The sequence below is a fragment of the Aeromicrobium panaciterrae genome, assembly GCF_039537165.1.
In the GTDB taxonomy this organism is placed as follows: domain Bacteria; phylum Actinomycetota; class Actinomycetes; order Propionibacteriales; family Nocardioidaceae; genus Aeromicrobium; species Aeromicrobium panaciterrae.
Window position 1 is genome coordinate 484638 of the sequence record NZ_BAAAZZ010000002.1, and the last position, 21761, is coordinate 506398.

Here is a 21761-nt window from a genome sequence, read left to right on the forward strand (position 1 = left end):
ACAGTCAGTCCTCGAACCGCCACAGGGCCTGAGACATGTCGACCGCCGAGCCGTTGGCTTTCATCGGCGTGCCCTCCTCGACGTAGTGCACCTGGGCATCGACGCCGTGAGATGGAGGCAGGCTGCCGTCGGCTCGTACGACTCGCCACCACGGCACACCACCACCCTCGAGCGCCATCACCCGGCCCACCTGACGCGGGCCACCCTCCTGCAGGATCTCCGCGATCAGGCCGTACGCGAGGACCTTCCCCGGCGGGATCTGCTCGACCAGCTGCAGCACCCGCTCGGTGAAGTGGTCGTCCATCTGCTCAGTATGTGGGCTGGCTCGGATCGATCTGGTTGACCCAGGCGACGACGCCGCCGCCGACGTGGACCGAGTCCTTGTAGCCCGCACCCTTGAGCACCGCGAGCGCCTCGGCAGAACGTACGCCGGACTTGCAGTGCAGCACGATCTGCTTGTCACCGGGCAGCTGCTCGAGGGCCTTGCCGTTGAGGAACTCACCCTTGGGGATCAGGATCGAGCCCGGGATCTTGTTGATCTCGTACTCGCCCGGCTCGCGTACGTCGACCAGCACGAAGTCACGGCCTCCGTCGTTGCGCTCCTTGAGCCATCCCTCGAGCGTGGTGACCGAGATCGTCGAGTCGGCAGCCGCGTCGGCAGCCTCCTCGCTGATCGCGCCGCAGAACGCCTCGTAGTCGTCCATCAGCGCCGTGATCGGCGTACCGGTCGGGTCGCGGCGGATGTTGAGCGTCGAGTAACGCATCTCGAGCGCGTCATAGACCATCAGGCGGCCGATCAGCGGATCGCCGATGCCGGTGATGAGCTTGATCGCCTCGGTGACCATGATCGAGCCGATCGACGCGCACAGCACGCCGAGCACCCCACCTTCGGCGCACGACGGGACCATTCCCGGCGGCGGCGGCTCGGGGTAGAGGTCGCGGTACTGCGGACCCTCCTGGGCCCAGAAGACGCTGACCTGGCCCTCGAAGCGGTAGATCGAGCCCCACACGTACGGTTTGCCGAGCAGGACCGCAGCATCGTTGACGAGATAGCGGGTCGCGAAGTTGTCGGTGCCGTCGAGGATCAGGTCGTAGCCGGAGAAGATCTCCATCACGTTGTCGGTGTCGAGGCGCACGTGGTGCTTGATGACCGTGACGTACGGGTTGATCTCGGCGACCGATTCCGCGGCCGAGTCGACCTTGGGCTTGTCGATGTCGGACTGTCCGTGGATGACCTGGCGCTGCAGGTTGGACTCGTCGACCACGTCGTCATCGATGATGCCGAGCGTGCCGACTCCCGCGGCGGCGAGGTAGAGCAGCGCGGGGCTGCCGAGTCCGCCGGCGCCGATCACCAGCACCTTGGCGTTCTTGAGACGCTTCTGCCCGGTCATGCCGACGTCGGGGATGATCAGGTGGCGGCTGTAACGACGTACCTCGTCGATCGTCAGCTCGTCAGCGGGTTCGACTAGTGGGGCGACCACGGCGTTCTCCTCAGGTATGACTTGGTGTTGGCATAACGCCGGCACCGCCCTCCATTGTTCCGCGCACGGCCTGACGCGCCGGGCAGCGTCCGGATCGTGGGCGAACAGGGGTCGACTAGGCTGACAACGTGAGTGAAGTCATCCCGCTGCGTCCGCGTACGAGCCGCCTGCCCCGGACCGCTCGACGCGCCCAGCTCCTCGAGGTCGCCCTCAAGGTGTTCGTCGAGCAGGGTTATCACTCGGCATCCATGGATGAGATCGCCGAGCGCGCCGGCGTCTCCAAGCCGGTGCTCTACCAACACTTCCCGGGCAAGCTCGACCTCTACCTCGCCCTGCTGGAGACCTCGTGCGACACCGTCATCGACGGCGTCAAGACCGCTCTCGCATCGACGACCGACAACCGCAAGCGCGTCCAGGCCACGATGGAGCTCTGGTACGACTACGTCGCCGATCGTGGCGAGGCGTTCCGGCTGGTCTTCGAGTCCGATCTCACGAGCGACCCGTCCGTACGCGAGCAGGTCGACCGCGTGATCGAGGAGTCCGCCTCCGCGGTCGCCGAGGTCATCGCCGAGGACACCGGGCTTCCCAAGGCGGCTTCACACCTGCTTGCTGTCAGCCTGGTCGGCATGGGCCACGTGGGCGCACGCAACTGGCTTTCAGCAGACTCGAGCCTCACCCGCGACGAGGCGGTGCAGCTCGTCGCCGGCCTCGCATGGCGTGGCATAGGCGGGTTCCCCCGCAACGAAGAAGACACGAACCAAGGAGATGAATGACCGTGGAGGTCAAGATCGGCGTCCAGTACGCCTCCCGCGAGCTGTCCGTCGCAACCGAGAACGAGCCGCAGGCCGTGCTCGACCTGCTGACCAAGGCGATCGCTGACGACTCGGTGTTCGTGCTGACCGACGACAAGGGTCGCACCGTCGCCGTGCCCGCAGCACGAGTCGCCTACCTCGACTTCACCTCGGACGCGGGCCGCAAGGTCGGCTTCGGCCTGGCAGCGGTCGCCACCAAGAAGTAAGCGTTGGTCGAGCACGTCCGACCACAGCAGCGGGTCGACGGCAAGATCCATCTGGCGCCGTACGACAGGGCGTGGCCCACGACGTACGAACGGCTGGCCGCGGCGATCCGTGACGCGCTCGACGACATCGTCATCGAGCATGTCGGATCAACGTCGATCCCCGGTCTCGACGCCAAGCCGATCATCGACATCTCGAGTCGAGCGGTGAGTCAGCGTCCATCAGCAGTGGTTCAGTGGACGCCAAGTCACCGCCCCGCGGGCACGGTGGACGCTCACTCACCGCTCCACGGTCAGGCGGCGAGTCCGAGCTTCTCCATCCGGGCTGCGTGGCCCTCGGTGAGCCGGGTGAACATGCGCCCGATGCCGGCAAGGTCCATGCCGGGGTGATCGACGCCACCGACGAGCACCGCGCTCAGCGCATCGCGCTCGGCGACGACCATCTGGGCCTGGCTGAGCGCCTCACCCATCAGGCGACGACCCCACAGGGCAAGGCGACCGCCGACCTTCGGATCGTCCTCGATCGCGCCACGTACGGCATCGACCACGAACTCGGAATGCCCCGTACCGCTCAACGTGTCGAGCACGAGCTGCCGGGTGTCGGCGTCGAGGTAGGCCGCGATCTCGCGGTAGAAGTCGGCGGCAAGGCCGTCGCCGACGTATGCCTTGACCAGCCCTTCGAGCCAGTCTGCCGGCTTGGTCTGGGTGTGGAATCGATCGAACGTGTCGGTGAACGTCGACATGATCGCGTACGGGTCCTCGCCGAGCTCGACCAGACGATCCCGCAGCTGCACGAAATGGCCGAACTCCGCGGCCTCCATCGCCATGATCTCGACCCGGGTCTCGAGGTTCGGCGCCATCTTGGCGTCCTCGGCGAGCCGCTCACAGGCGGTGATCTCGCCGTACGCGAGCACGCCGAGCAGCTCGATCATCCCGGTCCGGTAGACCGGATCGTCGATCTCGTTGGGCGTGGTGGAGTCCTCAGGAGCCATAACTCCGCAGCGTAGCGCGGGCGTCGGCGCAACTGACGATAGAATGGCAGGCAACTTGACCTTGAGAGCTCGTCTGAGCCGTCTCATGCATCCGAAGAATTCGAGAAGACCATCACTACGTTTAGAGATCTGGGCGTCATGCCCGAGATCGCCAACGCCCTCAAGGACGTCGGCATCGAAGAAGCTTTCCCCATCCAGGAGATGACCCTCTCCGTCGCGCTGATGGGCACCGACCTGATCGGCCAGGCGCGCACCGGCACCGGCAAGACGCTGGCGTTCGGCATCCCTGTCATCCAGCGCACCGTCGCTCCCCACGACTCCGACTACGACCAAGTGGTCGCCGGCAAGCCGCAGGCACTCATCGTCGCTCCCACGCGTGAGCTCGCGATCCAGGTCGCCAGCGACATCGCGGTCGCCTCCAAGCTGCGCGGCACCCGCAACCTCACGATCTATGGCGGCGTTCCGTACGAGAGCCAGCTGGACGCGCTCGAGTCGGGCGTCGACATCGTTGTCGGTACGCCGGGACGCCTCCTCGACCTCGCCAACCGCGGCGCGCTCGACCTGTCGCACGTGAAGTCGCTGGTCCTGGACGAGGCCGACGAGATGCTCGACCTGGGATTCCTTCCCGATGTCGAGTCGTTGCTCGCCAAGACGCCCGAGACCCGCCAGACCATGCTGTTCTCGGCCACCATGCCGGGCGCGATCGTCGGACTGGCCCGCAAGCACATGCGCCACCCGATGAACATCCGCGCCGAGTCCGGCGACGACGACAGCCAGATGGTGCCCGCCACGGCGCAGTTCGTCTGGCAGGCGCACGACATGGACAAGCCCGAGATCGTCGGCCGCATCCTGCAGGCCGATGACGTGGGCCGTGTCATCATCTTCACCCGCACCAAGCGCACGGCGCAGCGCGTCGCCGACGAGCTCATCGACCGCGGCTTCCCCGCCTCCCCGCTGCACGGCGACATGGCGCAGCCGGCCCGCGAGAAGGCGCTGACCCGCTTCCGCGAGGGCAAGATCGACATCCTGGTCGCCACCGACGTCGCCGCCCGCGGCATCGACGTCGCCGGCATCACGCACGTCATCAACTACAACTGCCCCGAGGACGACAAGACGTACGTCCACCGCATCGGTCGTACGGGCCGCGCCGGCGCCTCCGGCATTGCCGTGACGTTCGTCGACTGGGCCGACATCACCCGCTGGAAGCTCATCAACTCGGCGCTGGGCCTGCCCTTCGACGAGCCGCAGGAGACCTATTCGACGTCCGACCACCTGTTCCACGACCTCGGCATCGACCGCGGCGTCAAGGGTCGTCTGAAGGCCGCGTCACCGCGTGAGCCCAAGAAGGACGCCGACCGTGGAGGCCGTGGTCGCAGTGGCGGCGGCCAGCGCAGCGGTGGCGGTCAGCGTGGAGGCGGAGAGCAGAAGCAGACCGCTTCGGCGGGTGCCGGCGACGGCGCACCTCGTACGCCCCGCAAGCGCACCCGCAACCGTTCACGCGGCGGCGCTCCGGTGGCCAAGCAGGACTAGTCACCAACGTCCGCCAGTGAGGCCGCCTGCGACCGAACGTGAGGGCGAAGCCCGAGGCGGCGCAAAGTCGCAGGCTCGCGTGAGCCTGCGACCTCACCAGGAGCTTCGCAGTATGGCGCCTCCGGCGCGGCACGCTCACACTTCGTTAGCTCCCTCGGGCGCTCGCTCGCAGAGCTCGCTCGTCCCTCAGGCAGTCACGACGACGCGGGTGCCGATGGGGGCGAAGTCCCACAGGGCGATCGCGTCGGGCAGCCACTGGCGCACGCACCCCGCCGAGAGCCGGGTGCCGAGCTGGGCCTGGGTCTGCTCCAGGCGTCCGGCGTTGTCCTTGGGCACGCTGTGGAAGCCGATCGGCTCGCTGAACCCGGTGGCGAAGCGTACGAAGTACTCCATCGTGCCGCTGCCGTCGAACGCGCCGGCAGTGCGCGACTTCGACAGCACCTTGTAGGAACCGGGCTGCAGGTTGTTGAACCGGCTGCCCGACACGAGATAGGTGCGCGCGACCGTGCCGTCGGCCTTGACCAGCCACACGCGCTGGTCGCTCTGGTCGAACACGATGCGATAGCCCGTGCCAGAGCCTGCCGGCAGCGCAGTGTCAACGGGGGCGGCCTCGACCGTCTGTGCCGCCGGCGTCACGCGGGGCTTGGGGATCTCGAGCTTCTCCAGCTCCGCCGTCTCGATCGCGGCCGGCGCCAAGGCGCCTGACGCCGAAGCCGGCTCTGGCGACCTCAGCTGCGGGATCGCACCCATCGCAGCTGCGCTTCCGGCCGCTGCGGTCAGCCCGAGTGCCAGCACCAGAGCAGCAACACGCCCCGTGCGACGGGGTGCGCGGTGCGAGGCGCGGTGCTTGGACACGGCCCCAATCGTATCCGCACCACGTGGGCTTGCGCAGCGAGTTCAGCTCTATTACTCTAGCCAGAGTACTTGAACTGGAATAAGGAGCCGCCGTGAAGCGACCTGCGAACGCGCTGCCGCTCGCTGTGCTGACCCTGCTGTTCGAGAAGCCGATGCACCCGTACGAGATGTCGACGACGCTGCGCCAGCGCAACAAGGAGGAGAGCATCCGGCTCAACTACGGATCGCTCTACGCCGTCGTCGAGTCGCTGCGCAAGAAGGGGCTGATCGTGGTCGGCGAGACGACCCGCGAGGGCAATCGCCCCGAGCGCACGGTCTACGAGCTCACCGACGAGGGCGCCACCGCAATGCACGAGTGGCTCAGCGAGATGTTGCGCGACCCCTCCCCTCAGTTCACCGACTTCGAGGCGGCGCTGTCGCTGATGGGCGCGATCCCGCCCGAGGAAGCACTCGAGCTGCTGCGCCTGCGCCTCAAGGCATTGCGCCTCTCGAGCAGCCAGTACGAGGGAGTGCTCGCGTCGATACCCGAAGACTTTCCCGCCTTCTTCCTGATCGAGGGCGAGTACGCCTCGGCCCTGCGCCAGGCCGAGATCGCCTTCGTCGACAAGCTCGTCACTGACCTCGAGCACGACCGTCTCGGCGGCATGCAGGTGTGGCGGCGCATCCACGAGCTCAGAGAGGCCGGCCATGCCGGCGAGGAAGCAACCGCCAAGCTCCACGAGGAGTTCGGCGGACTTCTCCACTGGGACATCTGAATCAGTGATCCCCGGCCGACTGCCATCGACCGGGGATCGAAAACTCGAGCTGCAAGCAGCCCCAGCCTCCACGCACAGGGTAGCGAGCGGCTCCCTCACAAGGAGTCACCATGCAACACACGACCAATCGCTCGATCGCGACGGGCATCCTGATGCTCGCCGCCTTCATGGACCTGCTCGACGTGACGATCGTCAACGTTGCCCTGCCGGCCATCCGATCTGACCTCGACGCCAGCCCGGCTCACCTGGAGTGGATCCTCAGCGGCTACACCCTCGCCCTGGCCGTCCTGCTGATCACCGGGGGACGCCTCGGCGACATCTTCGGGCGTCAGCGCGTCTTCCTGCTCGGGGTCGCCGGGTTCACCGCCGCATCACTGGCGGCCTGCCTGTCACAGACTGGCGACGCTCTCGTCATCGCACGCATCGTCCAGGGCACCTTCGCCGCGCTGATGGTGCCGCAGCTGCTCTCGACGGTCCAGGTTCTCTATCCCCCCAAGGAGCGCGCTGCCGTCTTCGGAATCATCGGCGCCGTCTCCGGCACGGCTGCGGTCATCGGACCAGTGCTCGGCGGCTGGCTCGTCAGCAGCGACGCGTTCGGCATCGGGTGGCGCAGCATCTTCCTCATCAACATCCCGGTCGGCATCGTGCTGATGGTCCTGGCGATCACGTACGTCCCCAACACCCGATCCGAGCGAGCCACTCACCTTGACCTGCCCGGCGTGGTGCTGGCCACGGTCGGGCTCTTCCTCCTCGTATTCCCTCTCATCGAAGGGCGCGACCAGGGTTGGCCTGCCTGGATCTGGGCGATGTTCGCAGCCGCAGTCGTCGTGCTCGCAGCGTTCGTGGTCAACCAGCGCAGGACCGAAGCGCGAACACGGTCGTCCCTGCTTCCCATGCACCTGTTCGGCAACCGTGGATTCTCGGCAGGTCTCATCACGCAGGCCTCGGTCCAGGGATCAATGGCCGGGTTCGCCCTCGCCCTGGTCATCTACCTTCAGAGCGGCCTCGGGTTCAGTGCGATCCACGCAGGGCTCGTGCTGCTGCCGTTCAGCCTCGGCGCGTTCATCGGCGTCGGCATCTCGGCGCCGTTGGGCATGAAGCTCGGCAAGGTGATCCCGGCCAGCGGCGCGTTCCTTCAGGCCGCAGGCGTCGGCTGGCTCGCGGTCGTCGTGTCGGCGAGGGGAAACGAGCTCGGCGGCTGGGACGCCACGCCGCCGATGCTGCTCACCGGCATTGGGCTCGGACTGCTCGTCGTCCCGCTGGTCGACATTGCCCTCTCGACGGTGCCGAGCGCAGATGCCGGTGCGGCGTCAGGAACGTACAGCACGTTCCAGCAGCTCGGCGCGGCACTGGGCATCGCGGTCATCGGCGTGATCTTCTTCAACGCTGTCGGTGACACCTTCACGCCCGAGGCGCTGCGCCACGGCTTCGTGGTCGCCGCGTGGAGCGCCGTGGTCGGCTATCTGGTGTGCACCGCGTCGACGTACTTCCTTCCGGCGCGCGAGGCGGTGCAGCGTCACGCCCGCGAGCAGGCCGAGCTCGCCGGTCAGGTCTGACGCCCGGGGCGTCGAGTCCTACTTCTGCGCTGCCAGCATCGCGGCAGCGACCGCGCGGTAGGCCTCGGCGCCCTTGTGCGTCGTGGCGGTGTCGAGGATCGACCGCCCATATGCCGGCGCCTCGGCAAACCGGATCGTCCGCGGGATCGGCGGCGTCACGACGGGCAGCTCGTAGGTGTCGCGGATCGCCCGTACGACGTTCTGCGCGTGCGTCGTGCGGCCGTCGTACATCGTGGGCAGCACTCCCATCACGACGAGCTTGGAGTTGATGAACTGCTTGACGTCATGGATCGTGTCGAGCAGCTGGCCGACGCCGCGATGCGCGAGCGTCTCGGCCTGGATCGGGATCAGCACCGAGTCGGCCGCTGACAGCGCGCCGACCGTGAGGACCCCGAGGGCGGGCGGGCAGTCGAGCAGGATCCAGTCGTAGTCATCGGCCACCTTCGCCAACGCGACACGCAGCCGCTGCTCACGGCCCGTACGGCCGACGAGCTGCTCCTCGGCCTGGCTCAGCCGCAGGTTGGACGGCAACAGGTGCAGGCCGTCATCGGTGATCACGATGGCGTCCTCGGCGAGAGCCGTGCCGAGCAACACCTCACCCACCGTCACGTCGAGGTCCTCGGGGTCGATGCCCAGCGAGAACGTCAGGCTGCCCTGCGGATCGAGGTCGACGAGGAGGACACGCTGCTTGAGCTCACCCAGTGCGGTGCCCAGCGAGGCGACCGTGGTCGTCTTGGCGACACCGCCTTTCTGGTTGGCCACCGCAATAGTCGTCGTCACGGTCCACATTGTGTCACCGCGGGCCACGACCTCACGGCGGCTCACCGCGGACGTTTGGCATGCTTGCCCCATGACACGACGCGCGTTGATCACCGGTCCTACTGCGGGTATCGGCAACGCATTCGCCCGCGAGCTCGCCAGGCGTGGCTACGACCTCATCCTGGTGGCCCGCGACACCGAGCGCCTCGAGGCCATCGCGGCCCAGCTGCGCAGCAAGCACCGGGTCGACGTCGACGTCATCACGGCCGACCTCACGACGGTGGACGGAGTCGCTCGTACCGTCAACGCCGTCACCGACACCACCTCCCCCGTCGACTTGCTCGTCAACAACGCCGGGGCGTCGCTCGCCGGCTGGTTCGGCACGACCGACATCGCCGACGAGGACAAGCAGCTCGACCTCCTCGTACGCGCACCGATGCACCTGATGGACGCCGCGATCAAGGTGATGGCGGGACGCCGTGGCGGGCAGATCATCAATGTCTCCAGCGTCGCCGCGTTCACCCCGCGCGGCGCCTACTCCGCCCACAAGGCGTGGCTGCTCAACCTCTCGGAGTGGGCCAACATCCACTACGCCGACGTCAACATCTCGGTGATGGCGCTGTGCCCGGGCTTCGTCCGTACCGAGTTCCACCAGCGCGGCGACATGGACACCTCGGGAATCCCGCGGTGGATGTGGCTCAATGCCGACAAGCTCGTCAAGACCTCGCTCAAGGACCTCGACAAGGGCAAGTCGGTGTCGATCCCGACGATTCGCTACAAGGTGCTCAGCATCCTGGCCCGCTACCTCCCCAAGGGCGTCGTCACCCGCGCCGCCAAGAGGGGCCGCTGATGAGCATCCCCAAGACGCTCGAGATCCCCCACGGCGTCGAGGCGGTCCGGATCAAGGCGGACGGCATCGACGTCGCCGCCCACGTCGTACGGCTCGAGCATCCCCGCGCGCACGTCCTGCTCGTTCCCGGCTGGACCGGCAGCAAGGAGGACTTCACCCAGGTCCTGCCGCTGCTCGCCGCTGCCGGTTTCGACGTCACGGCGTACGACCAGCGCGGCCAGTACGAGACCGTCGGCCTGCCGGAGGACGACTACACCCTGGCCGGCTTCGCCCGCGACGCGGCAGCGGTTGCCGCGGCGGCATCGTCGCAGCCGAGCCATCTGCTCGGCCACTCGTTCGGCGGCCTCGTGGCCCAGCAGGCGGCCGTCGACCACACCTCGCAGTGGCGCAGCCTGAGCCTGCTCGGTACCGGCCCCGGTGCGCTCGGCGAGAGCCCGCACCGACCGCTGCAGATGCTGGTGCAGGCGCTCGGCAAGGTGCCGTTGCTGCAGATCCACGAGATCCGCGAGCAGGGCGTACGCCGCCCGGCCCAGATCACCCGCTTCCTGGCGAAGCGCTTCACCAGCAACTCCGTCCCGTCCTTGCGGGCCATCACCCAGCTGCTGCTCGATGCGCCCGACATCATCGACGAGGTGCACGCACTCGACCTGCCGTTCTGGGTCGGTCGGGGCCAGGACGACGACGCGTGGGGTCACGACGTGCAGGCCTCGATGGCCGAACGCCTCGGCACGACGGTCCACGTCATACCCGACAGCGCCCACTCCCCCGGCGTAGAGAACCCCGCCGGGCTCGTCGAGGCATGGCTGCCGTTCCTGAACGAGCACAGCCTCGATCAGCACACGGCGGAGCAGCAGGGCTGATGGGCGTCACCCGAGGTTTCACCGGCCGCAGACGGAAGGGCGCGGACGAGCGCCTGCCACCGGGACAGTACGACACGGGTGCGGGGTGGCCGGTGCTGACGGCCGAGCTGGCACCGCAGGTCGACCTGTCGACATGGCAGCTCTCGATCGGCGGCCTCGTCGAGACGCCGACGACATGGTCGTGGGACGACCTCCGTGCGTTGCCGCCCTCGTCCTACAACGGTGACATCCACTGCGTGACCACCTGGTCGAAGTTCGACACGACGTTCGCCGGCGTCAGCCTCGACACACTGCTCGAGGTCGCGCGTCCCCGGCCCGAGGCCACCCATGTCGTCGCCACCGCCGTCACGGGTTACACGACCAACATGCCGATCGACGACGTCGTCGACGGCAAGGCGTGGATCGTCTGGGAGTTCGGCGGCTTGCCCCTTGCCACGGAGCACGGCGGGCCCGTACGCATGCTGGTGCCCCACCTGTACTTCTGGAAGTCGACCAAGTGGATCACCCGCATCGACTTCCTCGACCACGACGAACCGGGGTTCTGGGAACGCAACGGCTACCACGATCGCGGCGACCCGTGGCTCGAGCAGCGCTACCAGGGTGACGCGTGACGGAGGAGCCCGTGCCGGTCGGCCGGTCCTGGACGACCGGCATCGTGCGCGAGATCGAGCGACCCAACGACCAGTTCGTCAAGATCCGCTTCGAGGTAGCCGACCGCACACCTCACCGTCCCGGCCAGCACTACGTCGTACGGCTGCGCGCACCTGACGACTACACGGCGCAGCGCTCCTACTCGATCGCCTCCGATCCCGATGATCCGCTCGTCGAGATCATGGTCGAGGTACTCCCTCGCGGCGAGGTGTCGCCATTTCTCCACGAGATCGCCGAGGTTGGCGACGAGTTCGAGCTCCGCGGGCCGATCGGCCGCTGGTTCGTGTGGAACGACGAGGTACCGTCGATCTGCGTCGGCGGCGGGTCCGGTGTCGTCCCGTTCGTCTCGATGATGCGCTACGCCCAACGCCTGGGCATCGACCCCCGCCTTCGGGTGATCGTGTCGGCCCAGACCCGCGAACGCCTGCCGTACGCGGACGAGCTCGAGTCGTACGGCGCCCTGATCGCCCTGACCCGCGAAAACGACCACGATCGCGTTGCGGCCCACATCTATCCGAACGAGGTGGCCGCGCTGGCGTTCGGCGCTCAGCGCGCGTACGTGTGCGGCTCGGTCGGCTTCGTCAGCTTCGTTGGCCGCATCCTCGGTGAAGCCGGGATCCCCGAGAACGTGGTGCGCGTCGAACAGTTCGGGCCATCGGCCTAGGGAGTGCCTCAGGCCTTGCGAAGCTTGGCCCGTACGGCGCGGCGGGCGATGGGTCCGAGGTCGTCGATCAGCTCAGCGAGCACACCCAGCCGCTCCAGCCCGGCGAGATCGGTGTCGGGGCTGTCGGGGTTGGTCGTCCCGACCAGCTCGAGGCCGATGAACGTTGCCGACACGAGCTTCGCCAGTGTCTTGGCGTCGAGCGCCTCCCCGATCGGCGAGTCCTTGAGCAACCGCTGCAGCACCTGCTCGACCCGGTCGGTCCACATCTGCAGGGCTTGCCCCGTGGCCTGGGCCAGCTCCGGATTGGCCGGCGAACCTGCCAGCACCTGGGCCAGCACGTTGACGTTGCCTGCCGCATGTTCTTCGGCATGCAGCTTTGTCGCGACCTCGATGAGCCCAGCGAAGCTGTTCACGGCATCGAACTCGGCGTCGTACGTCGCCACGCGCTCGGCGGTCGTGACCAGCGATGCCTCGCCGAGCAACGCCTGCACGCTGCCAAAGTGATAGAAGATCAGCGCCTGGTTGACCTTGCCCGTCGCCGCGATCGTGCGGGCCGAGACGGCGGCGATCCCGCGCGTACGGATCGTCTCGATCGTCGCGTCGATCAGACGCCGCCGAGTCTCGGTCGTACGCGCGTCCTCGGTCACGCCGCAAACGTATCGCGGCGATGCTGGTGGATCTCCGGGCTCGCCCATTCGCTCGCCACCCGGTGCAGGGTGCGGAGCAACAGCACCGCCGCAATCGCCGGTATGACGAAGTACATCGTCGACCAAGGCTCGAATACCGCCATGACGGTGATCCCGACGATCGGGACCCCGACCACCACGGCAACCGTCACGACCACGGCGCGCACCGGATCAGTTCGACGCAGCAGGAGCTGAAACGTCAATCCAGCGAACAGGCCGATCACCATTCCCAGCATGAATCCATGCATGGCGCCGAACAACGTCCCAAAGAATGCGACAAACAGGAAGAGACCGACGAGTCCGCCGAAGGTCTCCGGAAACCAACCCTCGGCAACCGAATAGAGGGTGCCCACCAGAATCCCTGTCCCGATCCCGCAGACCGCGCCCCAACGCATCGCGGAGAGGAGCACCTGCACCCAGACCGGCACGGCATTCATCCCTGGCTCACGAACACGCGCCCAGCGGCTTGGCGAGCGGCCCGCAGATTCGCAGCACTCAGCGCTGTGATGGCCAAAGGTGCGATCGCGATGGCCGGGACCATCACGACCGTCAGCCTCCAGATCCCCTCGAACAACACCGCCATTGCACCGGCCTGGACTGCCACGACCCCAAGGACCGTCACCCAGGCGGCAACCGCCGGAGAGACGATCCGCACGAGGAGAATCAGCACCGTTCCCGCCAGCAGACCCGTGAACAACCCGATGATCCCGCCGAGCGTGGCTCCGAATCCGCCGCCGACTCCAAGGCACACGACCAGTCCGACAAGAAGCGTGGGAATTCCCTGCCAATCAAGCCCGCCGGCCGAGACGCCCGCTGTGAACATCGCCAGCATCACGGCGATCGCGACGAGGAGACCGCACAACATCCCCCACAAGAAGCCAGCGAGTGTCAGCCTCGGCCAGATCGGCAGTCCGTCGAATGCGTGCCACAAGGTCTTCATCGCGCCTCCCCAGTATTGAGCGTTCGCTCAATTGAGAGAGTACAACAAGATTGAGCAGTTGCTCAATCTGAGAGGGGTCTAGCCGCCGAAGAGGCGGTTGAACTGGTCGACAGCCGTGGTGTTGCAGCCGAGCTCGAAGTCGATCTTGCCGGTGCCGTGATAGTCGCTGGAGCCGGTGCGCACGAGATCGAGCTTCTTGGCGATGTATGCCAGCTCAGCACGATCGTCGGCGGAGTGGTCGTTGTGGTCGATCTCGAGACCGTCGAGGCCGACCTCCTTCAGCGCACCGATCTGCGTCGCGGTGAGGACCCGGTGGCTCCCTCGTGACCAGGGATGAGCAAGGACGGTCCGGCCACCCGCAGCCTTGACCAGCCGGATCGCGGTGACGAGGTCGGCGGCGTAGCGGTCGACGTACGCGGGCTTGCCGGGAGTGAGGTACTTGGCGAACGCCTCGTCGCGGTTGGCGACGACACCCAGCTCGACCAGCGCATCCGCGACGTGCGGGCGACCCATCGCTGCGGCGTTGGACGAATGACGGCGTACATCCTTCGCGTCGATGTCGATGCCGATGTCGCGGAGGCGTTCGAGCGTGGCCGGCAAGCGGGAATTGCGGCCGTCCAGCACCTTGTTGAGCTCGGTGAGCAGGGGCTTGTCGGTCGGGTCGAACTCGTAGCCGAGCAGGTGGATGCTCTTGCCACTGAGCTTCGTGGAGATCTCGATGCCCTTGATCAGCCGGATGTCGGCGCGCTTCGCCGCCTTGTCGGCCTCTGTCCAACCCTCGGTCGAGTCGTGATCGGTGAGTGCGACGACCGTGAGCCCCGCAGCGACCGCGTTCGCGATCAGCTCCTTGGGCGAATCAGTGCCATCGGACTTGTTGGAGTGCGTGTGGAGGTCGATGGTCACAGCGCTCAGACTATCGACCGGAGCCCGCCCTGATCAGCCCAGCCGGGCGAGGTAGTCCTTGGCGACCACCCGGGCGATCTTCTCGCACTCCTCGAGAGTTCGCTCGCCCTGCCCGGAGCCGACCTGCACAAAGATCGAGACAGCTCCCCGACGAGCGCGCAGCTGGTAGTCGCGAATCTCCCCCTCGTCGCCACCGTTGAGATTGGTCAGTGTCATATCTCGTTCGAGCTCGAAACCTGGCCATTTCGCGACGGTGGCGTCCGTCATCACACCGGTTCCCCTCAGCCCGAACGTGAAGCCCTTCCCGGTCTTGACGGCCTTCTCGTCAAACCTCCCGTCGTAACGGGACTGCTCCTTGCGATCCATGGCGAGCTTGGTCGTCGCGGCCGTGGCGGTCGCACTCTGGGTGACAGTGAAAGCGAGGTAGTCGGCGATGCCGTCCGCAGCTGCCTTCTCCGCCTCAGCACCACTGAAGGGGAGCTTCAGGGAGAACGTCCGACTGAACTCGACGCCCTCGTCCGGCTCGACGCAGGTGTCATCGCCCGGGCACTTCCCCGTCTGCTCCTTGCCACTGGGTAGGTCGGCGGCTTTGGGCATCGCCGCTTCGAGCTGCGCAGCCGTGTAGATCTTCGGCTTGGGTAGGCTCTTCGCCTCCGGCTCCGCAGAACCGCCGCAACCCGTGACCAGCACGAGCGCAGCAATGACGACCGCAAGCTTCTTGACCATGGTGCTGTTCCCCCGAACATGAGTGGCAGTGATGCCGTGGCTTCACCCTAAGGCGTGACGTTCCAGCTGCGGACGACCTGGGTTCCGCGGTCGACCCCGAGCACCGAGACCGTCGAGGTGTCGAGCACGAAGCGCTGACCCTCGGCGACGTCGAGCCCGAGCCATCGCACCGCGAGTGCCCGCAACGAGTGGCCGTGGGCAAACACCAGCGTCTTGCCCTCGACGGCCCGCGCCCTGGCGATCACGCGATCCAGCCGCTCCGACACCTGTTCACCGGTCTCGCCGCCCGGGCTCGGGTGGGTCCAAACGGTCCAGTCCGGCACCTTCTCGCGGATCTCGACCGTGGTCAGGCCCTCGTAGTCGCCGTAGGCCCACTCGACGAGATCGTCGTCGACCTCGGCGCCGTGAAACCCTGCAAGCTCCGCGGTACGTACGGCGCGCTGGCGCGGACTCGTCAGCACCTGCTCGAAGTCAATGCCGCTCAGCGCGTCGACCAGCTTGAGCGCGGCAGCCTCACCACCGGCGGTCAGCGGCAGGTCAGTCGTCGACGTGTGCTTGCCGTTGGCGCTCCACTCGGTCTCGCCGTGGCGCACGAGCCACAGCTGGTCCTCGACCTCGGCGTCACCGCGGGACAAGGGCCCAGTAGTCCAGGTCGAGCAGCACGCCGGGTGCGTACGTGCCGTCGTCACCGCGCAGGGTCATCGACTCGTCGCGCCCCTTGGTCGCGACCAGGCGCAGGCGCAGCGCTCCGACACCTGGGGCGCCGGTCTCGGCCTTGTCGAGCACCTCGGACCACGCGTAGATCGTGTCGCCGGCGAACGCAGGAGACGTGTGGGCGCCCGCGTTGATCGCGGCGATCAGCTGGGCGTTGGCGAGACCGTTGAACGACAGTGCCCGAGCCAGCGAGATGACGTGACCGCCGTAGACCAGCCGGGTACCGTCGGGGCGGGCCTCGGTGTTGAAGTGCACCTTGGCGGTGTTTTGCCACAGCCGTGTCGCCAGCATGTGCTCGGGATCGGTGATCGTCACGCCGTCGACGTGGTCGATCTTCTCGCCGACCGCGTAGTCATCGAAGCGGTGCGGTTCACCCGCCGCCACGTCGTCGTACGAGGTGAAGTCGAGGCCCGCGGGGATGATCAGGTCTCCTGCCGCCACGGCGTCGGCGAGCTCGGGGATGACCGTCTCGGGTGCAGGTGCTTCGTGGTCACGCTTGTGGACCATGACCCAGCGCGCCCAGTCGAGGACGACCTCGTCGCGCTGGTTGGTGGCCGTCGACCGTACGTAGACGACACCGCTCTTGCCGTTGGAGTTCTGCTTGAGGCCGATGACCTCCGACTGCGTCGAGATCGTGTCGCCCGGCACCACGGGACGGTGGAACCGGCACTCGGCATAGCCGAGGTTGGCGACCGCGTTGAGCGAGATGTCGGGGACGGTCTTGCCGAACGCGATGTGGAACGCGATGAGGTCCTCGACCGGAGCCGGGCTCAGCCCGACCGACGCGGCGAACGCCGCCGAGGACGGCACGGCGAACCGGGTCGGATAGACCGCGCCGTACAACGCACGATCACCCTCGGTCACGGTGCGCGGCGTCGCGTGATGCAGCACCTGACCGACCGTGAAGTCCTCAAAGAAATTGCCACCATTGGTCTTGGACAGCGCAGTCGTCTTCGGCATGGGACTAGAGGTCGACCTTCTTGCCGGGCATCTTGGCGAGGAGCTCCTGGCCTGCGGCGAGGTGCTTGTGCTCGACGAGGACCTCGTACTTGGTCGCCACGACCTTCTGCACCGAGCTGAAGTCGCGCTGTCCGCGCGTCGCGGCGTAGCCCATCGCCGCGGAGATGATGCCGAAGACGACACCGAACAGCAGGCCGACACCGACGATCGAGAAGAACGAGCTCTTGTCGGTGAAGATGCTCAGCAACAGCCCGATCAGCAGGCCGAGCCACGCGCCGGACACCGCACCGCCAAGCAGCACACGGCTCCAGGTCAGACGGCCGGTGACGCGCTCGACCTGGCGCAGCTCGGTGCCGACGATCAGGCAGTTCTGGACCGGGAACTCGTTGTCCGACAGGTAGTCGACGGCCTGCTGGGCGTCGGCGTACTTGTCAAAGACGCCAAGGGACTGGGGGTACTCGAGTGCAAAGATTTCGGGCATGATCCCAACCTATCGCTGCGGTCAGAGCTTGTAGTCCTTGAGGAGGCTGCGGCCGATGATCATCTTCTGGATGTCGGACGTGCCTTCGCCGATGAGCATGAACTTGACCTCGCGCATGAGCCGCTCGATCTCATACTCCTTGGAGTAGCCATAGCCTCCGTGGATCCTGAAGGAGTCCTCGACGACTTCGTTGGCGTATTCAGCGGCGACCATCTTGGCCATGCCGGCCTCGACGTCCACCCGCTCGCCGGTGTCCTTCATCCGGGCAGCTCGCACCATCATGGTGTGAGAGACCTCGACCTTGGTCCCCATGTCGGCCAGGCGGAACAGGATCGCCTGGTGCTCGGCGATCTTCTTGCCGAACGTCTCGCGCTGCTGGGCATAGGCAACGCCCAGCTCGAATCCGCGCAAGGCCAGGCCGCACGCGCGGGCCGCCACGTTGACTCGACCGACCTCGATGCCGTCCATCATCTGGAAGAAGCCCTTGCCCGGCACCCCTCCCAAGATCTGCTCAGCCGAGATCTTGTGCTTCTCGAGGATCATCTCGGTCGTCTCGACGCCCTTGTAACCCATCTTGTCGAGCTTGCCGGGGATCGTGACGCCCTGGGCGGTCTCACCGAAGCCCGGCGTCTTCTCGACGAGGAACGTCGTCATGTTCTTGTAGACCGATTCGGCACCTTCGTCGGTCTTGACCAGCAGCGCCACCAGGGTCGAGGTGCCACCGTTGGTCAGCCACATCTTCTGGCCGTCGATCGTGTAGTTGCCGTCGTCGCCCTTGACCGCCTTGGTCTTGGTCGCGGCAACGTCGGACCCGAGACCGGGTTCGGACATCGAGAACGCGCCGCGGACTTCGCCGGTCGCCATTCCCGGGAGGTACTTCTGCTTCTGCTCCTCGGTGCCGTGATTCATCAGCAGGTAGGCCACCATGAAGTGCGTGTTGATGACGCCGGACACGCTCATCCAGCCGCGCGCGATCTCCTCGACGACCAGGGCGTACGTCAGCACCGACTCGCCGAGACCGCCGAACTCCTCGGGGATCGTGAGCCCGAAGATGCCGAGCTCCTTGAGTCCCTCGATGATCTCGGTCGGGTATTCGTCCTTGTGCTCGAGATCTGTCGCAACGGGAATGATCTTCTCGTCGACGAACTTGCGTACCGTCTTCAGGATCTCTTCCTGGATTTCGGTCAGACCTTCGGTACGGGCGAGACGACCCATGCTGGGCTCCTAAGCGCTTGCTTAACGGTGACCTGCTGACTCTACCGAGAAGTAACTATTTAGGCCTCCCCTGAGATCCGTGACCTTGGCCACCCACCTACTCAGCCAGCACGACCGAGGGCGCCGGCCGGCGCAGGACCACGACCACGAGGCCGGAGAGGATGAGCGCAAGGCCGACGTACACGCCGATCGGCGGAGTCTGGTCCAGGAAGATCCCCGCGAGGATCGCCGCTCCCGGGACCTCGAGGAGCAGGAGCAGCGAGATCAGCGCCGGGCTCATCACGGCCAGCAGGTGGTTGAGCACCGAGTGCCCGAGCAGCTGCGCACAGATCGTCACGCCCACGATGGCCAGCCAGGTGTTGTGGGAGAAGTCGACCATCTCGACCTGCGCGACGAGACAGCCGAGCGCCAGCAGTGCGGCGCTGATGCCGTAGCAGGCCACGGTGTACGACGTCGTGCTGACGATCTCACGTACTCGACTGCCGGCCATCAGGTAGACCGCCGCCGTGAGTCCGCCGAGCAGGGCCAGCAGGTCACCCGACAGTGCTCGAGCCGACAACGAGAAGTCGACGCCGGTGATGACGAGCACGCCGACGATCGAGATCGAGATGCCACCGACCACTGCCGGCGGCGTGACGACACCGCGCAGCCTGTCGATGACGACGACGAACACGACCTGCATGCTGACCATCGCGGTGGCCGCGGCGACCGAGGTCATCTTGAGCGCCGTGACCCACGTGGCGAAGTGCAGTGCCAGCATCAGCCCGGCCAGCGCGACGTCTCGCCAGCCCCGACGACCGAGGAGCTTGAGCTCGCCGCGCACGGTACGGGCGGCGAACGGTGCAACTGCCAGCGTCCCCAGGGCATTGCGCCAGAAGCCGATCGCCAGCGCCGGGGCCGAGGCTCCCGCCATCAGCGGACCCGAGGCGGACACGCCAAGGATCGCGACGATGGCCAGGAACACGTTCACCCCGACAGTCTGCCGGTACGCCCGACCGCTGCCCGGAACCCGCCGACGGCCGATCGAATCTAGAACAAGTTCTTGTTTTGCGGCCTGCTCGCTGCGATGCTTCCGGCATGGACCTCGAAGCGCTCGAAAGCATCCGCCGGCTCAAGTACCGCTACTTCCGCTCGCTCGACCTCAAGCAGTGGGACGAGTTCGGCGACACGTTCACCGCCGACGCGATCGGCCGCTACGGCACCAAGGTGTACGGCGAGCTGGAGCCGCTCAAGGGCCGGGACGCGATCGTGGGGTTCATGAGCGAAAAGCTCGGCAACGACATCATCACGATGCACGTCGCCAGTCATCCGGAGATCGACGTCGTCGGCGATGCGGCGACCGCGTCGTGGGGCTTCGAGGACACCGTCATCGTGCCCGATTTCAAGGCGATGATCCGTGGGGCGGGTTACTACCGCGACCAGTATCGCCGCGAGGACGGCGTCTGGCGCATCGCCGAGACCTCGTACGAGCGCATCTACGAGGCGATGGAGTCGCTCGACGACACTCCGAGCCACAACCTCATCGCCAACCGCTGGGCCACGGCACCGACGGAGTAGCTCCGGGAGCGGTGATTTAGCGTCCAGTCGCCTGAAATGAGCGGTGATCTAGCGTCCAGATGACGGGTACGCGTGGACGCTCACAAACCGCCAGTGTCTGATCTCCGCGCTGCGTGGACGCTAACTCACCGCCCAACCCGGGAACGCTTCAGCCCCAGGCTTGTTCGAGCTCAGCGAGCGAGGTCTCGAGGTGCGTCAGCAGCCGTTGCAGGTGCGGGACTGACTTGCGGCAGCCGATCAGGCCGAAGTCGAGGAAGCCCTTGCGGCTCGTCAGCGTGATGTTGAGCGCCTGACCGTCGAGCACGATCGACACGGGATACATCCCGTCGAGGCGGGCGCCGTTGAAGTACATCTCCTCGGTCGGACCCGGCACGTTCGACACGATGACGTTGAACGGCGGATGGGTGTACTTCACGAATCCCGGGATCGGCGTCAGGGCCAGTGGCAGCACCTGCGCCGCCGACAGCGCGAGGATCTGCAGCGGCGTGAGGTCGCCCATGATCTTCTTGGCCTGACGCGACGATGAGGCGATCTCCTCGAGCCGGGTCGGCCCGTGCTGGCGATCCGTCGCAAGGTTGACGATGATCGCGCCGACCGCGTTGCCGTCACCGCTCTCCCTACCGGCCGACTCGGCGCGCAGCGCGAGCGACACCGGCACCATCGCCGTCATCGGCTCGTCCGGCAGGGCGTTCTGCTCCAGGAGGTACTCGCGGAGCGCACCCGACACCATGGCGAGCACGACATCGTTGAGCGTCGTGCCGGACTGCTTCGCGACACCCTGGATGCGATCGATCGCCCACGACTGTGCGGCGAAGCGACGCGCACCGCCGACGGGCCCGTTGAGCATCGTCTTGGGTGCGCGCGGCAGCGTGATGTCGCCGTCCCGGAAGATCTGGTTGGCGATCTTGACACCCGTCGGCACGAGCCCGGCGATCTCGCCGGCGACGCCCCCCGCCGCCCGCAGGACGCCCAGCGGGTCGAACCCTCCTGCGGTGGACTCGACGCGCGTACGTGGTGGCAGCGACCACGGCGGGATGCAGTCGGTGGCCTTCGGGTCGGCGCTCAGCGAGCGCTGCATCAGCTTGAGCGCGGAGACGCCGTCGACCATCGAGTGGTGGATCTTGCTGTAGACCGCGATGCGACCATCGGCGAGGCCCTCGACGAGGTGCGCCTCCCACAGCGGCCGGTGCCGATCGAGCAGGGCGCCGTGCCAGCGAGACGTCAGCTGCAACAGCTCACGGATGCGTCCCGGCTGGGGCACCGCCGAGTGGCGTACGTGGTAGTCGAAGTCGATCGTCTCGTCGGTCGACCACCAGGTGTTGCCCAGCGAGCCGACCGGTTCGGCCGGCCGCTTGCGGAACAGCGCCGACACGTTGTCGGTGCTGCGGAACGAGTCGAGCATGTCCCGCGCGAAATCCGGACCCGCTCCGTCCGGAGGCACGAACAGCTGAAGGCCGCCCACGTGCATGGGGTGCTCGCGTGACTCGGCCAGCAAGAACATGGAGTCCGTCGGCGGCATGAACGACATTTGTTGATCCTCCCGCGAAAGTGTGGATACTCGCAGTACGCTAACGATCGCGAGTGGCGCAAGTCACACGGCGTAAACATTCG

At 66.8% G+C, this 21761-nt stretch carries 27 protein-coding genes; 11 read left to right on the forward strand and 16 right to left on the reverse strand.

Annotation, left to right across the window (positions count from 1 at the left end; all coding sequences use genetic code 11):
- Positions 1–4 precede the first annotated feature (4 nt).
- Positions 5–304, reverse strand: a complete 300-nt coding sequence (locus tag ABD683_RS02825; protein WP_344767110.1) for an MGMT family protein — start codon at positions 302–304, stop codon at positions 5–7.
- Positions 305–308: 4 nt separating this feature from the next.
- A complete protein-coding gene (moeZ, locus tag ABD683_RS02830; RefSeq protein ID WP_344767111.1) occupies positions 309–1481 on the reverse strand; it encodes an adenylyltransferase/sulfurtransferase MoeZ in 1173 nt (390 codons plus the stop codon).
- 128 nt (positions 1482–1609) lie between these two features.
- On the opposite strand from moeZ, the gene ABD683_RS02835 reads away from it, so the two are divergent.
- The 3 genes from ABD683_RS02835 to ABD683_RS02845 are packed head-to-tail and all read left to right on the forward strand — an operon-like array spanning position 1610 to position 2886.
- Positions 1610–2254, forward strand: coding sequence for a TetR/AcrR family transcriptional regulator (locus ABD683_RS02835; RefSeq protein ID WP_344767113.1), 645 nt, complete (start codon positions 1610–1612; stop codon positions 2252–2254).
- Positions 2251–2499, forward strand: a complete 249-nt coding sequence (locus ABD683_RS02840) for a DUF3107 domain-containing protein (protein ID WP_344767114.1) — start codon at positions 2251–2253, stop codon at positions 2497–2499. The genes ABD683_RS02835 and ABD683_RS02840 overlap by 4 nt, the downstream gene beginning before the upstream one ends.
- A gap of 3 nt (positions 2500–2502) precedes the next feature.
- The gene (locus ABD683_RS02845) at positions 2503–2886 is read left to right on the forward strand and encodes a GrpB family protein (RefSeq protein ID WP_344767116.1); all 384 of its coding nucleotides are present in this window, start codon (positions 2503–2505) and stop codon (positions 2884–2886) included.
- Here the strand turns inward: ABD683_RS02845 and ABD683_RS02850 are convergent.
- Complete coding sequence (locus tag ABD683_RS02850; protein WP_344767118.1) at positions 2790–3488, reverse strand: ferritin-like fold-containing protein; 699 nt, start codon at positions 3486–3488, stop codon at positions 2790–2792. The two genes, ABD683_RS02845 and ABD683_RS02850, sit on opposite strands and share 97 nt — an antisense overlap.
- Before the next feature lie 138 nt (positions 3489–3626).
- Here ABD683_RS02850 and ABD683_RS02855 point away from each other — a divergent pair, with 138 nt between their 5' ends.
- Positions 3627–5018 (forward strand): DEAD/DEAH box helicase, encoded by a 1392-nt coding sequence (locus ABD683_RS02855; RefSeq protein WP_344767119.1) that lies wholly within the window; start codon positions 3627–3629, stop codon positions 5016–5018.
- A 186-nt stretch (positions 5019–5204) separates the two neighbouring features.
- Here the strand turns inward: ABD683_RS02855 and ABD683_RS02860 are convergent, their stop codons facing one another.
- Positions 5205–5873 (reverse strand): L,D-transpeptidase, encoded by a 669-nt coding sequence (locus ABD683_RS02860; RefSeq protein ID WP_344767120.1) that lies wholly within the window; start codon positions 5871–5873, stop codon positions 5205–5207.
- A gap of 92 nt (positions 5874–5965) precedes the next feature.
- Here ABD683_RS02860 and ABD683_RS02865 point away from each other — a divergent pair, with 92 nt between their 5' ends.
- On the forward strand, positions 5966–6628 hold the full coding sequence (locus ABD683_RS02865) for a PadR family transcriptional regulator (RefSeq protein ID WP_344767121.1): 663 nt from the start codon (positions 5966–5968) through the stop codon (positions 6626–6628).
- 110 nt (positions 6629–6738) lie between these two features.
- Positions 6739–8184 carry an MFS transporter gene (locus ABD683_RS02870; protein WP_344767123.1) on the forward strand — a complete coding sequence of 482 codons (1446 nt, stop codon included), beginning with the start codon at positions 6739–6741 and terminating at the stop codon, positions 8182–8184.
- An 18-nt stretch (positions 8185–8202) separates the two neighbouring features.
- Here ABD683_RS02870 and ABD683_RS02875 read toward each other — a convergent pair whose 3' ends face one another.
- On the reverse strand, positions 8203–8973 hold the full coding sequence (locus ABD683_RS02875) for a ParA family protein (protein WP_344771561.1): 771 nt from the start codon (positions 8971–8973) through the stop codon (positions 8203–8205).
- Positions 8974–9034: 61 nt separating this feature from the next.
- Here ABD683_RS02875 and ABD683_RS02880 point away from each other — a divergent pair, with 61 nt between their 5' ends.
- Genes ABD683_RS02880 through ABD683_RS02895 form a run of 4 tightly spaced genes read left to right on the forward strand, consistent with a single transcriptional unit; the run spans position 9035 to position 11968 of the window.
- Positions 9035–9793 carry an SDR family NAD(P)-dependent oxidoreductase gene (locus ABD683_RS02880; RefSeq protein ID WP_344767125.1) on the forward strand — a complete coding sequence of 253 codons (759 nt, stop codon included), beginning with the start codon at positions 9035–9037 and terminating at the stop codon, positions 9791–9793.
- Complete coding sequence (locus tag ABD683_RS02885) at positions 9793–10653, forward strand: alpha/beta fold hydrolase (RefSeq protein WP_344767126.1); 861 nt, start codon at positions 9793–9795, stop codon at positions 10651–10653. The genes ABD683_RS02880 and ABD683_RS02885 overlap by 1 nt, the downstream gene beginning before the upstream one ends.
- Entirely contained in the window at positions 10653–11264 is a 612-nt protein-coding gene (locus tag ABD683_RS02890; RefSeq protein ID WP_344767128.1) for a sulfite oxidase-like oxidoreductase, read from the forward strand. Before ABD683_RS02885 ends, ABD683_RS02890 begins: the two co-directional genes overlap by 1 nt.
- Positions 11261–11968: an FAD-binding oxidoreductase gene (locus ABD683_RS02895; protein ID WP_344767129.1), complete on the forward strand. Its 708-nt coding sequence runs from the start codon at positions 11261–11263 to the stop codon at positions 11966–11968. The genes ABD683_RS02890 and ABD683_RS02895 overlap by 4 nt, the downstream gene beginning before the upstream one ends.
- An 8-nt stretch (positions 11969–11976) precedes the next feature.
- Here the strand turns inward: ABD683_RS02895 and ABD683_RS02900 are convergent, their stop codons facing one another.
- The 10 genes from ABD683_RS02900 to ABD683_RS02945 all read right to left on the reverse strand — a co-directional run bounded on the left by ABD683_RS02900 (position 11977) and on the right by ABD683_RS02945 (position 19563).
- Positions 11977–12615, reverse strand: a complete 639-nt coding sequence (locus tag ABD683_RS02900) for a TetR/AcrR family transcriptional regulator (protein WP_344767131.1) — start codon at positions 12613–12615, stop codon at positions 11977–11979.
- On the reverse strand, positions 12612–13091 hold the full coding sequence (locus tag ABD683_RS02905; protein ID WP_344767133.1) for a hypothetical protein: 480 nt from the start codon (positions 13089–13091) through the stop codon (positions 12612–12614). Before ABD683_RS02905 ends, ABD683_RS02900 begins: the two co-directional genes overlap by 4 nt.
- Complete coding sequence (locus ABD683_RS02910) at positions 13088–13594, reverse strand: hypothetical protein (protein WP_344767135.1); 507 nt, start codon at positions 13592–13594, stop codon at positions 13088–13090. Before ABD683_RS02910 ends, ABD683_RS02905 begins: the two co-directional genes overlap by 4 nt.
- A 78-nt stretch (positions 13595–13672) precedes the next feature.
- On the reverse strand, positions 13673–14497 hold the full coding sequence (locus tag ABD683_RS02915; RefSeq protein ID WP_344767137.1) for a PHP domain-containing protein: 825 nt from the start codon (positions 14495–14497) through the stop codon (positions 13673–13675).
- Between the two features lie 33 nt (positions 14498–14530).
- On the reverse strand, positions 14531–15223 hold the full coding sequence (locus ABD683_RS02920) for a hypothetical protein (protein WP_344767139.1): 693 nt from the start codon (positions 15221–15223) through the stop codon (positions 14531–14533).
- A gap of 47 nt (positions 15224–15270) precedes the next feature.
- Positions 15271–15858 carry a histidine phosphatase family protein gene (locus ABD683_RS02925; protein WP_344767141.1) on the reverse strand — a complete coding sequence of 196 codons (588 nt, stop codon included), beginning with the start codon at positions 15856–15858 and terminating at the stop codon, positions 15271–15273.
- Positions 15845–16897, reverse strand: coding sequence for a MaoC family dehydratase (locus tag ABD683_RS02930; RefSeq protein WP_344767143.1), 1053 nt, complete (start codon positions 16895–16897; stop codon positions 15845–15847). Before ABD683_RS02930 ends, ABD683_RS02925 begins: the two co-directional genes overlap by 14 nt.
- A 4-nt stretch (positions 16898–16901) precedes the next feature.
- Positions 16902–17378 (reverse strand): YflT domain-containing protein, encoded by a 477-nt coding sequence (locus tag ABD683_RS02935; protein ID WP_344767145.1) that lies wholly within the window; start codon positions 17376–17378, stop codon positions 16902–16904.
- A gap of 21 nt (positions 17379–17399) precedes the next feature.
- A complete protein-coding gene (locus ABD683_RS02940; protein WP_344767147.1) occupies positions 17400–18593 on the reverse strand; it encodes an acyl-CoA dehydrogenase family protein in 1194 nt (397 codons plus the stop codon).
- Between the two features lie 97 nt (positions 18594–18690).
- Positions 18691–19563 carry a DMT family transporter gene (locus tag ABD683_RS02945; protein WP_344767148.1) on the reverse strand — a complete coding sequence of 291 codons (873 nt, stop codon included), beginning with the start codon at positions 19561–19563 and terminating at the stop codon, positions 18691–18693.
- A 107-nt stretch (positions 19564–19670) separates the two neighbouring features.
- On the opposite strand from ABD683_RS02945, the gene ABD683_RS02950 reads away from it, so the two are divergent.
- Entirely contained in the window at positions 19671–20150 is a 480-nt protein-coding gene (locus ABD683_RS02950) for a nuclear transport factor 2 family protein (protein WP_344767150.1), read from the forward strand.
- A 148-nt stretch (positions 20151–20298) separates the two neighbouring features.
- On the opposite strand, the gene ABD683_RS02955 is transcribed toward ABD683_RS02950, so the two are convergent.
- On the reverse strand, positions 20299–21678 hold the full coding sequence (locus ABD683_RS02955; RefSeq protein ID WP_344767152.1) for a WS/DGAT/MGAT family O-acyltransferase: 1380 nt from the start codon (positions 21676–21678) through the stop codon (positions 20299–20301).
- Between the last annotated feature and the right edge of the window lie 83 nt (positions 21679–21761).